This window comes from Methylobacterium sp. J-118, assembly GCF_057836565.1.
In genome coordinates, this window is record NZ_JBYQFA010000001.1 from 25,069 (window position 1) to 39,451 (window position 14,383).

Here is a 14,383-nt window from a genome sequence, read left to right on the forward strand (position 1 = left end):
CGCCGCTCGGTGGGGCTCCCGAAGGGCATGGCCCTCGGGGTCCTCCGCAGAAACCCACATTGTTGCCGCACTGTTGCTCGAGCTTGGCCATACGCGCCACAATCGACGGATGTGACGCGGGACGGAGCAGCCCCACCCCGGAGAGCCAATGCTGGTCGATCACGCGCGCCGCCTGCTCACCAAAGCCGCGCAATCCACGGACGGATGCGTCTCCGTCAAACGTCAGCTGGACCGCGCTTGGCCGGGTGATCACAGCCGGCTCCGTGGTCTTGAGAGCCGGGGCGATCTCGTCTGGCTCGGTGAGCAGGCCGCCCCTCATCTCGGCGGCACGTTCGCGACCTGGCAGATCACCCCAGCGGGGTTGCTGCAGCTCCGGGCCCTCGCGGCCGGAGGTTTGTGATGGCCTCGATCAAGATCCGCGTGACCGACGACGGCACCTTCGTGGTCTACCGCAACGGAACCGCCGTCGCGTCGGGGCTGACCCGCGACCAGGCCGAGCGTTGCGCGACGGTTCTCGGCTGGATCGCGCCGACGGCCTGACGGCCGTCGCGCCCCCGCCCCGCTATGGGGCGGCGTGAGCGCGTGGTCCCCGTGGCGATGGATGTGGCCGCCCAGGATGGCATCACCGCGATCGCGCATGCCGCGCTCGCAGGGATCGCGGAGGCCTTGCTCGGAGAACAGGCCAAGCTGATCGAGGGCGTGCCGGTCCGGTCTACGCGGCTGGAGTCACGGGTGCGGATCCGTCATCGCTCAAGGACGCGATCAGCAGCCAGAGCGCCCGGTGCTCCGGACCGCCCCGATCCGCGGCGAGAAAGGCGGACAAGCCAATCTCGGTGACGTGGCCGCCCGAGGCGGCGTTGCCCCTGTGCCGGACGAAGCTGTACCCAGTCGCTGGATCGCACAGCAGGCGCCAGCGGTCGCCATTGGGGCTGACGTGGATCTCGCGTCCAGGTTCGGTGGTCACGGCGCTCGCACCTCTCATCACGTTGCAGGAGAATACACCATGAGGTTCACGACCCTTCTACCGATTTTGGCGGTGCTCGGCTTCACGGCGGCCGTTCATGCGCAGGGGCTGCAGCGCGGCGCCCGTGACGGGGCCGAGCGCGGCGAGGAGATGGCTGGTCCGCTTGGCGCCGTCGTCGGTGGCGCGATCGGGGCGGCCGTGGGTACGGCCAACGGCATCCTCGGCGTCGACCGTCGGGAGCGCTTCCGCATCTACGCGCTCGGCGAAAACCGCCCCTCCATCGCGCTCGCGGGCCCCGTGCGGGTCGGGGCGGTGCTGCCGGAGGACGGGGTGGTCTATTACGACGTGCCACGCGAGTTCGCGCTTCCGGAGTACAGCTACACGATCGTCAACGGCCACCCGGTTCTCGTCGAGCCGGTGAGCCGGCGGATCGTGGAGGTGATCGAGTAGGAACCGATCCCGGCACACTTGATCCCCCGACCACCACCGGACCGTGACCGCGTGATCGCGTCAGGCCTGGGCTCGTCCCCGGCGATCCGATCGGCCTCGGGGCAATCCGGTAAATCGAGCCGCCCGGCGGCGGCTGTAAAGTCACGGTTAGCTATCGCGGCGGATCGGTCGGAACGGGGAGCTTGACCGTTTGTTCTGCCGAGATGGAACACTATCGATCCACCCTCGCGACCACGGCGATTGCTGCACTCGGGTTGCTCGTCGCCGCCCACGTCCTGCATCCGGGCAATTATGAACGGTCGGATCGCGGCGCGCGGATCGTCACGGTGGCCATGGCGGCGCCATCCACAGCGACCATCTGGACCGACGCGCCGCAGAGATTGCTCGGCAGCGAGCCCGCCGCGCTGATGGCCGACAGCGAAGCGCTATTGGCGCGCCATCCAACGGTCGCGCCGCCACCCGGGGCGCGGACGTTGCCGAGACTGTCGGGCGCGCTGGTGCCGCCGGTCGCTCAGAAGGCTGCTGACGGTGATCCGATCGGCGACCTGATCCGCGACTTGGATCTCGGTGAAGCGAGCTGACGGTCGAGTGGGCCCGCTCCGGAGCTGCGCTCTCAGGCGTAGGGCCCGCCGAACAGGCCGCCGAATTCCGTCCGCCGGAACAGCGCGCGCCGGCGCCGGCTCTGAGGCTCCGGCCGGTCGCGGATCATAGGCCATCGCGGGCAGAAAGCCGCGAGGTCGGTGGTGTTGGTCGTGTCGTGGTCTCGATGGCCGGCTGGCCGAGACGGGCGTCGAGCCATTCGCGGCAACATCGGCGACGGTTGGGACCACGCGCTGGCGGAGACGATCGACGGCCCGTTCAGGGATCTCCTCGCGTGTCAGCCGCGCTGGCGATGTCCCGCCGCCACATCGTCTGAGCGGCCAGGGCAACGGGCTGTTAACCCTATCGGGTCAAGCCTGATCCTCAGGTCGCGCATCGATGTCGCGACGCCGCGCGGAACGGACATGCTGACGGCCAGCCAGCGAACATGCGAAGTGAAGGTGGATGGGGCGTGGCATCCCACCACACTCACGCAAGCGCGCGGTCTCTACACGATGGCGCAGAAGCGCTGCCCTGCCTGCCATGGGCAAGTCGTCATCGCCGGGACCTACATCGGCAAGGGCAGTCTGAACCTGCAACATCGCCGAGCGCATGCCGGCTGCCCGCTCAGGCCCGAGACGTACACCGGAACGCCGTCGCCGCACCCGCAGGCGCTTGCCTGACGCTCGGGCTGGCCCCGATCCGATCACGGGGGCACCCTCCGATCTCACCAGCGGTCGGACCGATACGCAACGGGGCCCGCCGGCATCACGGCGCGGTCTCAGGTGACGCCGTTGGTCGGTAACCTCAAAGGCGGATCGGTCGCAGTGAAAGCTCATAGACGGCTCGACACGCGCCTCGATCCGCCGCCTTCCGACCCCTGTCGTCGCCCCAACTCCGGTAACGCTGCGACCGGCCGCGCCCGACGTTCAACGCGATCCGGTGAAAACCGCCGCCAGGCTCGGCATTTCAGTCCATCGCAACCCCGTGGCCGAACTCGTCTCTGCCGCGGTTACGTTAAGACATCATTAACCATTTCGCCACGAAGCTCGGAGTGCCCGAACCCGGAGCAGACTGGCGCGACCATCCAGTCCATCCGGATATCGATCGAGCCCGGCTGAGCCCCGAAGCGCAATGGCTTCGACGGGGTCGGGCTCGAACTCATGGACTGGCATCCGGGATGGACCGGACAACATCTCGGATTCAGGACGCTGATACAATTGGTCTACGTCTTGCGGGGTCGATATCGCTCAAGCGCTGCGCGGCGCGCGGCGCATCGACGAAAACGCAATGTCCCCAAAATGGTAAGCTGCATCCGTGGGCTCGGTTTGCGCGCTGAGGGATGAGCATGGTGGCCGAGGCGATCAGTTTGGTGTAACTACTTAAGCTCTTTGCCGCGACCGGATATCGCCGATCCGATCGCAGGATCGGCCGAAGGGGACACACGCGATGGTGCCCCAGCACTCGATCAAAGAAGCGCTGCGGGTACAGAGTTCAGAGTCATCGTACTTCCTCGTATCGAGAATGTAGAGAGCGACGGCAAGTCAAGGCAAGAGCTCGAGAAGCTGTGCCGTCGGGGACTGATTGCATCATCCCGCGCCGGATCGGTGTGAATCGATCGTTGGATCTGGAAGAGACCGATGAGCATTCAATCTGCGCTGCGCGTTGTTGATGTTTTAGATGGTATCGGCGTCAACACGCATATCGACTATACTGATGGTCAATACGCGAATATCGCCAAGGACTTGAGCGATCTTCAGTATATCGGCTTGACGAATCTGCGTGATGCCGCGCCGGATCCGAGCTTGGCCGGCCAGGCCAATCTTGCCGCGGCTGCACAGGCCGGGATGAAGTTCGACTTCATCGTGAACGGTGCGACCAATCCCGTGGATGCGGTTGCGCAGATCCATGCCTTCGTGGTCGCTCATCCGGGCTCGGTGACTGGAATCGAGGGGCCTAATGAGGTGAACAACTTCCCGGTCACGTATCATGGTCTCACCGGGATCGCGGCCGCTCAAGCCTATCAGCAGGATCTCTATGCGGCCGTGAACGCTGATCCGGTCCTCAAAGACATACCGGTACTCAGTTTTACCGATTTTCCGGCGCCTAAAACGGCGTCAGACTCGGATAACGTGCATCTCTATAACATGAGTGGTGGCCAGCCTCGTGGCGATATCACGGGTGCCGAGGCGGCTATCTCGGCGATCGACCCTGGTAAACCTGTGGCGATCACGGAGATCGGTTATCACACATCGATCGCGGCTGGCAGCGCCATCGGCTGGGAAGGCGTCGATGAGAACACACAGGCAAAGCTGATCCTCAACACCGTCTTGGATGCCGTTCAGTCCGGATCGGCCTCGACTTACATATACCAGCTGCTCGATGCTTATTCAGACCCGACAAATTCGGACATCCAGGACCACTTCGGTCTATTTAATCTGGACAACACACCGAAGCAGGCGGCCACGGCTCTTCATAACCTAACGACGATTCTGAGCGATCCCGGCTCGAACGCTGCAGGATTCAGTGCAGGGGGACTCGACTACTCGCTGAGCGGAATGCCGAGTTCGGCTTACAGTCTCCTGACGCAGAAATCCGATAGCTCCTATCAGATCGTGCTCTGGAACGAGCCTGACGTCTGGAACGAGCAGACACATCAACCCATCTCCGTCCCGTCGAGTGCGGTCACCGTGCAGTTGGGTCACGTCTTCTCATCGGTCCAGATCTTCGATCCGCTGGCGGGCTCGACGCCGGTGCAGACCCTGAACAACGTGTCGAGTGTCGCCCTCGCCCTCGCGGATCATCCGTTCATCATCCAGGTATCGGGACCGGCCGCTTCCAGCACGCCGAGCACCAGCGCGCCGAGTACGGGTACGCCGACCACCAGCGCGCCGAGCACGAGCGCGCCGAGCACCGGCGGCGCCGGGGTGGCGACCACGGTGGGTACGGGCCCGGATCAGCTGGTGCTGAAGATCAGCGAGGACGCCTACAAGGGCGACGCGCAGTACACGATCTCGGTGGATGGCCAGCAGGTCGGCGGCACCCTGACCGCGCACGCCGCCCACGTCGCCGGTTCGAGCGCGCTGGACGACACCGTGACCGTGCAGGGCAGCTTCGGCGCCGGGCTGCACACCGTCAGCGTCAACTTCCTCAACGACACCTATGGCGGCCCCGGCAGCGACCGCAACCTGTACGTCGACGGCGCCAGCCACGACGGCACCGCCATCGCCAACAGCAGCCTGAGCCTGCTCAGCGCCGGACCCCAGCAGTTCACCGTCCCGGGCACTGGTGCGGATACGAGCACGCCGAGCACGAGCACGAGCGCGCCGACCACCACTACGCCGACCACAAGTGCGCCGAGCACGAGCGCGCCGAGCACCGGCGGCACCGGGGTGGCGACCACGGTGGGTACGGGCCCGGATCAGCTGGTGCTGAAGATCAGCGAGGACGCCTACAAGGGCGACGCGCAGTACACGATCTCGGTGGATGGCCAGCAGGTCGGCGGCACCCTGACCGCGCACGCCGCCCACGTCGCCGGCTCGAGCGCGCTGGACGACACCGTGACCGTACAAGGCAGCTTCGGCGCCGGGCCGCACACGGTCAGCGTCGCCTTCCTCAACGACGCCTATTACGGCCCCGGCAGCGACCGCAACCTGTACGTCGACGGCGCCAGCCACGACGGCACCGCCATCGCCAACAGCAGCCTGAGCCTGCTCAGCGCCGGACCCCAGCAGTTCACCGTCCCGGGCACCGGTGCGGATACGAGCACGCCGAGCACGAGCACGAGCGCGCCGACCACCACTACGCCGACCACCAGCGCGCCGAGCACGAGCGCGCCGAGTACCGGCGGCGCCGGGGTGGCGACCACGGTGGGTACGGGCCCGGATCAGCTGGTGCTGAAGATCAGCGAGGACGCCTACAAGGGCGACGCGCAGTACACGATCTCGGTGGACGGCCAGCAGGTCGGCGGCACCCTGACCGCGCACGCCGCCCACGTCGCCGGCTCGAGCGCGCTGGACGACACCGTGACCGTACAGGGCAGCTTCGGTGCCGGGCCGCACACGGTCAGCGTCAACTTCCTCAACGACGCCTATTACGGTCCCGGCAGCGACCGCAACCTGTACGTCGACGGCGCCAGCCACGACGGCACCGCCATCGCCAACAGCAGCCTGAGCCTGCTCAGCGCCGGACCCCAGCAGTTCACCGTCCCGGGCACCGGTGCGGATACGAGCGCGCCGAGCACGAGCACGAGCACGCCGACCACCACTACGCCGACCACAAGTGCGCCGAGCACGAGCGCGCCGAGCACTGGCGGCGGCGGGGTGGCGACCACGGTGGGCACGGGCCCGGATCAGCTGGTGCTGAAGATCAGCGAGGACGCCTACAAGGGCGACGCGCAGTACACGATCTCGGTGGACGGCCAGCAGGTCGGCGGCACCCTGACCGCGCACGCCGCCCACGTCGCCGGTTCGAGCGCGCTGGACGACACCGTGACCGTACAGGGCAACTTCGGCGCCGGCCCGCACACGGTCAGCGTCGCCTTCCTCAACGACACCTATGGCGGCCCCGGCAACGACCGCAACCTGTACGTCGACGGCGCCAGCCACGACGGCACCGCCATCGCCAACAGCAGCCTGAGCCTGCTCAACACCGGATCGCAGCAGTTCACCGTCCCGGCAACGAGCACGGGCTCCGGCGCGTCGGCGACAGCCACGGGCGCCGGTACGGCCGCTGCCGCGCCGGCTGCCCCGACTGTCGCGCTCACGCACGATACCGGGACAGGCGGCACCCACGTCACCAGCGACGGTCTGGTCACCTATGCGCCGTCCGTGAGCGGCGACACGCTGCACTACAAGCTCGACAGCGGCACGTTCACCACGACGGCCCCGGTCCTGGCCACCGACGGCAGTGCCGACGGCCCGCACACGGTCACCGTCTACGAGACCAATGCGGCCGGTCTCACGTCGGCCGACGCCAGCCTGATCTTCACCCTCGACACGCATCATGCCGGCAGCGGGTTCCACATGGCGTGAGGGGAGCTGTCGGGGCGATCCCGGCGCTCTCCGCCGCGGTGGTCGAGCGGCCGCAGGGGATAAGATCCGGATCGGCAATGCCGGTCACATGTCAAGACATTGAGCGATGCCGTGTTGCATCGCAAGGCATTATGACGGCGTCCGCAAGCTTTCGGCATTGCGGGCGCCGTCATCATTTCAAGATTTGGCGTCGATTGTCAGAATACATTCTGCTCTATTGACATCCGTGGCCTGGCGTCTCACTGGAGTCTGATCGTTGCGCCGGCTCGGTTGAGCCTTGATTGAGATCTGCACGGACCATGCCAGGCCCCCGTCTCGCCGGGGCCGGCCTGTGTCGGGGGGCCGAACGCATGCGCCAGGTCGGACAATCGGGCGAGCTGTCGGCGGCGCTCTGGCACAGCGCCGGTGCCTTCATGGGCGTGGCCGGCATGAGCGCGCTCGCGAACCTCCTCACGCTCACCGGCTCGTTCTTCATGCTGGAGGTCTACGACCGGGTCATCCCCAGCCGGTCGATCCCCACCCTCGTCGGCCTGTGCGTGCTCGCCCTCGCCCTGTACGCCGCGCAGAGCGCGCTGGAGGCTTTGCGCGCCCGCACCCTCGCCCGCATCGGGGCGGCGCTGGACGCCGAGATCGGCCCGCGGGTCTTCAGCCTCAGCGTCCAGGCGCCGCTGCGCGGGGCGAAACCGGATCAGGCCGGTCAGCCGCTGCGCGATCTCGAGCAGCTGCGCGCCTTCCTGGCCGGGTCCGGGCCCGCGGCCCTGTTCGACCTGCCGTGGCTGCCCGTCTACGTCGCCGTGTGCTTCCTGTTCCACCCGCTGATCGGGGCGGCGGCGATCGGGGGCGCCGTGCTGCTGGTCGGCCTGACGCTGGCCGCCGAGCTGGCCTCGCGGGCGCCCGCGCGCAGCGCCGCCGCCCATGCGGGGCGGCGGCTGGCGCTGTCCGAGGCCGCGCGGCGCAACGCTGAGACCGTGGCGGCCCTGGGCCTGGAGGACAGGCTGTGCCGGCGCTGGGGGGCGGTCAACCGGGATCACGCCCACGCGCAGCAGCGCGCCTCGGATCTCGCCGGCGGCCTGGGGGCGGTCTCGAAGGCCTGCCGCATGGCGCTGCAATCGGGCGTGCTGGCGCTGGGCGCGTGGCTGGTGATCAACAACCAGGCCAGCGGCGGGATCATCATCGCCGCCTCGATCCTGGTGGCGCGCGCGCTCGCGCCGGCCGAACTGGCGATCGCCAACTGGCGCGTCTTCGTGGCCGCGCGGCAGAGCTGGCAGCGTCTGGCCGAGGCGCTGGAGCGCCATCCGCCGGCCCGCGTCCCGCTCGCCCTGCCGGCGGCGAAGGTCAGCTTGAGCGTGGAGGGCGTTCACGTGGTGCCGCCCGGCGCGGACCGGGCGACGGTGCAGGAGGCGAGCTTCCAGCTGCGGGCGGGCCAGGGGGTGGGGGTAATCGGCCCCTCGGCGGCGGGCAAGTCGAGCCTGGTCCGGGCGCTGGTGCGGATCTGGACGCCGGCGCGGGGCCGGGTGCGGCTCGACGGGGCGGATCTGGGGCAATGGTCGCCCGAGCATCTCGGAGCGCAGATCGGCTACCTGCCGCAGGAGACCGAGCTGTTCGCCGGCACGATCGCGGAGAACATCAGCCGGTTCCTGCCGGACGCCCCCGCCGAGGCGATCGTGGCGGCCGCGCAGGCGGCGGGCGCGCACGACCTGATCCTGAACCTGCCGCGGGGCTACGACACGGTGCTGGGCGAGGCGGGCGCGGGCCTGTCGGCGGGCCAGCGCCAGCGCATCGGCCTGGCCCGGGCGCTCTACGGCGATCCGTTCCTGGTGGTGCTGGACGAGCCCAATGCCAACCTCGACGCGGAGGGTGAGCACGCCCTGACGCAGGCGATCCTGCGGGTGCGGGGACGCGGCGGGATCTGCGTGGTGGTGGCGCACCGCCCGAGCGCGCTGGTGGCGGTCGATCACGTGCTGATGATGCACGAGGGCCGGGTACAGGCCTTCGGGACCAAGGACGAGGTGCTCAAGCGCGTCCTGCGCCCGGCCCCTGCGCCCGCCCTGCGGGAGAGCGCGTGATGGCGAGCGGGTCCCAGGCCGTGAAGGCCGCGTTCCACAGACTCGGCGCGGGCGCGCGCCGGCGCGTCCCGCCGCGGGCGATGGCGCTGTTCGCAGGCACCCACGCCGAAATCCGCCGCCTCGCGGCCGACGCCGGACGCTTCGCCGCCGCGCAATTCGCGGCCACCAGCCTGGCGCCGGCGGCCGGCGCCTTCGATCCGCGGGCCTCGATCCGGCGTCAGCTGGTGGCGGCCGGGCTGATCGCGGTGGCGCTGGTGCCGGGCATCGGCGGCTGGGCGGCGCTGACCTCGTTCGCCGGGGCGGTGATCGCGCCGGGCCAGCTCGTGGTCGAGTCCGAGGTGAAGAAGGTCCAGCATCCCACGGGCGGCGTGGTCGGCGAACTCCGGGTCAAGGACGGCGACCGCGTCCGGGCCGGCGACGTGCTGGTGCATCTCGACGAGACCCTGACGCGGGCCAACCTCGACATGACGCGCAAGGCCCTGGACGAGCTGGCCGCGCGCCGCGCCCGCGCCGAGGCCGAGCGGGACGGCCTGAGCGAGGTCACGTTCTCGCCCTCGCTTCTGTTGCGACAGGGGGCCGATCCGGAAGTCGCCGCGCTGGTGGAGGGTGAGAGCCGGCTGTTTTCCGCGCGGCGGGCGAGCCGGGACGGGCAGCGGGCGCAGCTGTCCGAGCGGGCCTCGCAACAGCAGGAGGAGATCGCCGGGCTGGGCGAGCAGGTGGCCGCCAAGGCGCGGGAGATCCGGCTGATCGGCAACGAGCTCAAGGGGGTCCACGACCTCTACGCCCGGAATCTCGTCGCGCTCTCGCGGGTGACGGCGCTGGAGCGGGACGAGGCGCGGCTTGAGGGCGAGCGCGGGCAGCTGACCGCGTCGATCGCCTCGGCCAAGGGCAAGATCGCCGAGACGCGGCTGCAGATCCTGCAGGTGGACGCGGAGATGCGCACCGAGGTGGGCAAGGACCTCGCCGAGATCCGGGCGAAGTGGTCGGAGCTGTCGGAAAAGCGGGTGGCGGCCGAAGACCAGCTCAAGCGCGTCGATCTGCGGGCGCCGCAGGACGGGGTGGTGCACCAGATGAGCGTGCACACGGTCGGCGGTCTGGTGACGCCGTCCGAGCCGGTGATGCTGGTCGTCCCGGACGCTGACCGGCTGGCGGTGGAGGTGCACATCCAGCCGCAGGACATCGACAACGTCCGGGTCGGCCAGAGGGCGGTGCTGCGATTCTCGGCCTTCAACATGCGCACGACGCCGGAGATCGACGGGGTCGTGAGCCGGGTCTCGGCGGATGTGGCGAGCGATCCGAAGACCGGGATGAGCTTCTACACGGCACGGATCGCGGTGGCGGACCCCCAGCGGGCGCGCCTGGGCGGGGTCCGGCTGGTCCCGGGCATGCCGGTGGAGGCGTTCCTGCAGATCGGGGAGCGGACGGTGCTGAGCTACCTCGTCAAGCCGATGTCCGATCAGATCGCCAAGGCGTGGCGTGAGAAGTAGGGGATCGGGCATCGGGACGGGATCGTCCGCCCCGTGACGCGGCTGACGCCGATCGCGTCACCGCCGCTGCCGTCCCGCGCACCGCTCGGGACGAGCTTGGATCGCGGCAGGATCAGAACGGCCGACCGATCGAGACGGTGTTGACTTGCGTTGCGCGGTCTACGCCCTTGTTTTAAGCTCGATCGATAACATTGCCGGTGAGTTCCATGTTGTTCACCATCGTATCGGAGCGTGCGGGCGTAAGCAGCCGGGACACGCGCACGACGCCGCACGAGGCGCTCCTCCTCGCATCCACCTTGGTCCAGGGCGGCGTCGAGAAGGTCTGGGTCTTCGATGCGCGCGGGGTGTTCGTCAGCGCCTCGGCGCTGCAGCAGATGGCACGGGAGCGCGCGGAGCCGGCCGGGACGCAGGCTGTCGTCGTGAGCGGCACCACCGACCTTCTCGCCCGCGATCCTGAACCGGCGCGCCCGGGCGACGATGCGGCCGCGGCGGGCGAGGCGTCCGTCGGCACCAAGGGGCCCGTGCCGAAGAACGGGCGCGTGTTTCGGATGGCGACGCAGCGGTACTGAGCGCTGGGCGTCCTCGAGTGCGGCGCGCCTGAACGCCGCTGCGGATGAAGTCTGGAGACCGCGATGCCCTTCACGATCATGACCGAGCGGCAGGCCGTCAACACCTACACCCGGCGGAACACGGCGCGTGAAGCCCTGTTCCTGGCCTCGTCACGGGTGCATGATGGCGCCGAGAAGGTGATGGTCTACGATGAGTGGGGCCAGTTCGTCGGCGCGGCGGCCCTCGCCGCGGCGGCGCGCGACGAGATCGGCGCGGTGAACGCGGTTCAGAAGGCCGTCGATGCGGCCGTGGCGGAACTTCTCACCCTGGAGCCGCAGCCCTACACGCCGAACAGCGGACTGACGATCGACATGACGGCCGGCACGACATCGCGATCGGCCACGCCGGAAGTGGTCGAGGCACACGCCGAGCCGGTGAAGCGCGGCCGCGTCCGCGTCTTTCGTGCGGCCGGCAAAAGTGATTGAGCGCATCTCGGCGCGGCGATGTCGCTGTGTACTGAGACCGATCGGATCAGGTCGGCGATGCGCGGGGGGTTTTGATCGGACCTGTCGATCGCCTTGAGCGGTCTCCGCCAAAACGGTTGTTCGTCGTTATCGCAGCCCGTCATCGCGCTGATCGTCCTGGCACAAGAGCAGACCCGATCCGGAGACTCACGGCGATGATGGACGACGAGACGAGCGCCGAGGACGATCCGATTTGGTTGGATTGGCAGACCGTCAGGCGGACCGACCCGGTGGAACGCGTGGCCCGTGCGCTGTGCAAGTTCGACGGAAGGGAGCCCGACTCCGTCGCGTCATCGGATCGGACGGAGCCGTTCGTCACGGAGGACGGGATCGCGGTCCTCAGAAGCATCGAAGAGCCCGCGTGGAAGAAATACGTGCGGGAAGCCTCCCGTCTCGTGGCCGCGTTCCGCGCCTTCTCCGGCCCCGACGGCAGCGACTGAGCCTCTGAGTGTGAGCGTGATCCCGCCCCCGCGCTTGCCGAGATCCATCACGCCCCCCGGGAACCGCTGCCCATCCGAAACCGGATCGGTCGGCCGGCCACGGCCCCTCCGAGGCCGTCGGTGATCGCTATCGGGAAGCAGCCGGCGATGGCCGAAAGGGTGGCGGCGATGAAGGCCTGCTGTTGGTCGCGGTCGCCGACCAGCCGGGCATAGGTGATCCGCGGCTTGCCCTGGAGCGTCCCGTCACGCTTGAGCGTGAACAGGACGGTGACTTCGGACCCCGCCGCCTCGGGCGCGACCTGAGCACGGCGCGCGCAGGCGCCCAGGGTCTCCCAGAGCGCGTGCAGCGAATTGGCCGCCTCCGCGTGCGCCGGCGATCCGGCGAGCATCAGGGCGAAGGCCGCAGCGGTGATGCGCATCATCTCGCCCTCTAGGGATCGGCGGCCTGCGGGCGCGACGTGCGCCTGTCCCGGAGGGGCCGGTCGCCGCGACGCGGGCCACACGGTCGGGCGTTTCTTCCCGTCTCGGCCCGCCCAAGGCGCGCGCGCATCGGGCTATGACCGCGTGCTCGAACGCCGGTCGGCCTCGAGCCGGACGGGGGCCTCGGGCCGGATCAGTCGGCGGGCGATGGCTCATCCTCCGGAGCCGTGGCCGCCGGTCGCGCCGCCCGGCCGCGTTTTGCCGGAGGCGTCGCCTCGCAGCCCGCACAGATCGATCCCATCGACTGTTTGAGCTTCGCGTCCCGTTTCCGGTCGGACGCGGCCGTCTTGGCCGAATTGGTATCGAACCGTTTGCGGGTCGCCTCGAGATCGACCGGGCCCGCGTCCGTCGCCGGGGCCGGGACTGCGGCGGACGGTTGTGGTCGACGCGCGGGCGCCGCCGGCGGTGCCGATTGCGCGAGACACGCGGTGCTCGCCAGGATGAGAAAGCCGAGACCTGCGGCAGCACGATATGGGCGCATCACGCTCCCTCGGAGGACCACGCGGGCTCCACTGCGGGCCGGGGAGCCGGAAGCGCCACGGCGTCCGGCCGCCAAACCCAGCGGAATGTCGCGGCTCCGGATCTACCATCTGCCGCGGGGCTCAACAACCGAGGAGCGAATTTGCGTTCCAGCGCGGCGAATGACCCGTCGGGACGCCGGTGTGAATCGATCGCAACCGCGCGCTGCACCGACCCGATAGGGCCGCGTGGACGCTCGGCGTGCGACGGGCCCTATGCCGTGCGCGGAAGCGGGTGTCGGATCGCATCTCGCGACGATGCTCGATCCGTATCCCACGCCGATACCGGATCGCGCGCGTCACGGTCCTGCGGCCGGGGCTCTCGTCGATGCTGACGCCGCAGACGTCGCGCACGTTCGATCGCGGAATGTCCAGACCGGGGCGCGATTGCTGCTTTCCCCGAGTTTCGACTGCTCTTCACGCTTTCTGCATTGATGTATGTGATCATCGGCAAAACGACTACCATGAACGCAGCCGGACCTCAGGAAGCCACCGTGATCGCGAGCACAGGACAGCCCGCTTCGACGCTGATGTTCGGGCTCGACAGCGATGCCTGGGACCGGGCTCTGATATACTCCCTGATCGCCGCAGCCATCGCGACGGTCTTCGTCGGAGTGTCGGCGGCTGGATCGATCATCACCCACAAGAGAGACGCCGCCGCCGCCGAGGGGCATCTGAAGCGATACAAGGATGCCGCCCAGCACGGTGTCGAGGCGAGAGCGGACGCTGTCGCGGCGGATCGAGCCGCGGGGCCCACCGTCGAGGGGCCCGGCCGCGCGCAGCCCGGGGCCGAGAATCCGCACGTGCCGCGGTTCGTGAGAGAGGCAGGCGCACAGCGCTCGGTGCTGGAGACGGACGCGGGCTCGGGCGCGCCTCCGGTTCGATCGCCCGATTCCGACCTGACCCCCGCACAGGCGACCGCGCTGATCGGCGCGCTCGCGACCGCGCGGGGCAACATCTCGATCGATTACGAGGGTGGGAATCGGGAGGCACAACCGCTGAGCGGTAAACTCCAGGACGCCTTCCGGAGTGCGGGATGGAATGTGTCCTCAGGGATCATCCTGGGTCTCGCCAATCCCCCGGATTCGGGGATCCTGATCCGGGTCAACAGAAGCGGGATCACGGCGCTTCAGGAGCGGGTGGTGCAGGCGCTGAAGGCCGCTCGGATCGGGTTCGATCTTCGCCCCGACCGTGATCCGAGGCCGCCGGGCAGCCGTCACGTGCATGCGCCCATCGGAATGGGCGTCGACGATGTCGAGGTCGTCGTGACCGGCCCGCGGCCCTGAGGCGGGC

At 69.0% G+C, this 14,383-nt stretch carries 14 protein-coding genes; 12 read left to right on the forward strand and 2 right to left on the reverse strand.

Going from position 1 to position 14,383, the window contains the following annotated elements; translation table 11 throughout:
* The first annotated feature begins 148 nt into the window (after positions 1–148).
* Positions 149–400, forward strand: coding sequence for a hypothetical protein (locus AC3IF3_RS00115; protein WP_489226609.1), 252 nt, complete (start codon positions 149–151; stop codon positions 398–400).
* The gene (locus AC3IF3_RS00120) at positions 400–540 is read left to right on the forward strand and encodes a hypothetical protein (RefSeq protein WP_243971311.1); all 141 of its coding nucleotides are present in this window, start codon (positions 400–402) and stop codon (positions 538–540) included. The genes AC3IF3_RS00115 and AC3IF3_RS00120 overlap by 1 nt, the downstream gene beginning before the upstream one ends.
* 172 nt (positions 541–712) lie before the next feature.
* On the opposite strand, the gene AC3IF3_RS00125 is transcribed toward AC3IF3_RS00120, so the two are convergent.
* Positions 713–964, reverse strand: a complete 252-nt coding sequence (locus AC3IF3_RS00125; RefSeq protein WP_489226611.1) for a hypothetical protein — start codon at positions 962–964, stop codon at positions 713–715.
* Between the two features lie 39 nt (positions 965–1,003).
* Here AC3IF3_RS00125 and AC3IF3_RS00130 point away from each other — a divergent pair, with 39 nt between their 5' ends.
* From AC3IF3_RS00130 to AC3IF3_RS00170, 9 genes are all read left to right on the forward strand, one after another.
* Positions 1,004–1,414: a DUF1236 domain-containing protein gene (locus tag AC3IF3_RS00130; RefSeq protein WP_489226613.1), complete on the forward strand. Its 411-nt coding sequence runs from the start codon at positions 1,004–1,006 to the stop codon at positions 1,412–1,414.
* Positions 1,415–1,596: 182 nt separating this feature from the next.
* Positions 1,597–1,995, forward strand: a complete 399-nt coding sequence (locus AC3IF3_RS00135; RefSeq protein WP_489226615.1) for a hypothetical protein — start codon at positions 1,597–1,599, stop codon at positions 1,993–1,995.
* A gap of 423 nt (positions 1,996–2,418) precedes the next feature.
* Positions 2,419–2,676, forward strand: a complete 258-nt coding sequence (locus AC3IF3_RS00140) for a hypothetical protein (protein WP_489219229.1) — start codon at positions 2,419–2,421, stop codon at positions 2,674–2,676.
* Positions 2,677–3,633: 957 nt separating this feature from the next.
* Positions 3,634–7,026 carry a carbohydrate-binding domain-containing protein gene (locus AC3IF3_RS00145; RefSeq protein ID WP_489226617.1) on the forward strand — a complete coding sequence of 1,131 codons (3,393 nt, stop codon included), beginning with the start codon at positions 3,634–3,636 and terminating at the stop codon, positions 7,024–7,026.
* Positions 7,027–7,376: 350 nt separating this feature from the next.
* Positions 7,377–9,092, forward strand: coding sequence for a type I secretion system permease/ATPase (locus AC3IF3_RS00150; RefSeq protein WP_243964830.1), 1,716 nt, complete (start codon positions 7,377–7,379; stop codon positions 9,090–9,092).
* A complete protein-coding gene (locus AC3IF3_RS00155; RefSeq protein WP_489226619.1) occupies positions 9,092–10,579 on the forward strand; it encodes an HlyD family type I secretion periplasmic adaptor subunit in 1,488 nt (495 codons plus the stop codon). The genes AC3IF3_RS00150 and AC3IF3_RS00155 overlap by 1 nt, the downstream gene beginning before the upstream one ends.
* A 197-nt stretch (positions 10,580–10,776) precedes the next feature.
* Positions 10,777–11,148 (forward strand): hypothetical protein, encoded by a 372-nt coding sequence (locus tag AC3IF3_RS00160; RefSeq protein WP_489226620.1) that lies wholly within the window; start codon positions 10,777–10,779, stop codon positions 11,146–11,148.
* A gap of 63 nt (positions 11,149–11,211) precedes the next feature.
* Complete coding sequence (locus tag AC3IF3_RS00165) at positions 11,212–11,613, forward strand: hypothetical protein (RefSeq protein ID WP_489226622.1); 402 nt, start codon at positions 11,212–11,214, stop codon at positions 11,611–11,613.
* A gap of 194 nt (positions 11,614–11,807) precedes the next feature.
* Positions 11,808–12,092, forward strand: coding sequence for a hypothetical protein (locus AC3IF3_RS00170; RefSeq protein ID WP_489226624.1), 285 nt, complete (start codon positions 11,808–11,810; stop codon positions 12,090–12,092).
* A 47-nt stretch (positions 12,093–12,139) separates the two neighbouring features.
* Here the strand turns inward: AC3IF3_RS00170 and AC3IF3_RS00175 are convergent, their stop codons facing one another.
* Positions 12,140–12,514, reverse strand: a complete 375-nt coding sequence (locus tag AC3IF3_RS00175; protein ID WP_489226625.1) for a hypothetical protein — start codon at positions 12,512–12,514, stop codon at positions 12,140–12,142.
* A gap of 1,070 nt (positions 12,515–13,584) precedes the next feature.
* Here AC3IF3_RS00175 and AC3IF3_RS00180 point away from each other — a divergent pair.
* Positions 13,585–14,376: a hypothetical protein gene (locus AC3IF3_RS00180; RefSeq protein ID WP_489226627.1), complete on the forward strand. Its 792-nt coding sequence runs from the start codon at positions 13,585–13,587 to the stop codon at positions 14,374–14,376.
* Positions 14,377–14,383: the final 7 nt, after the last annotated feature.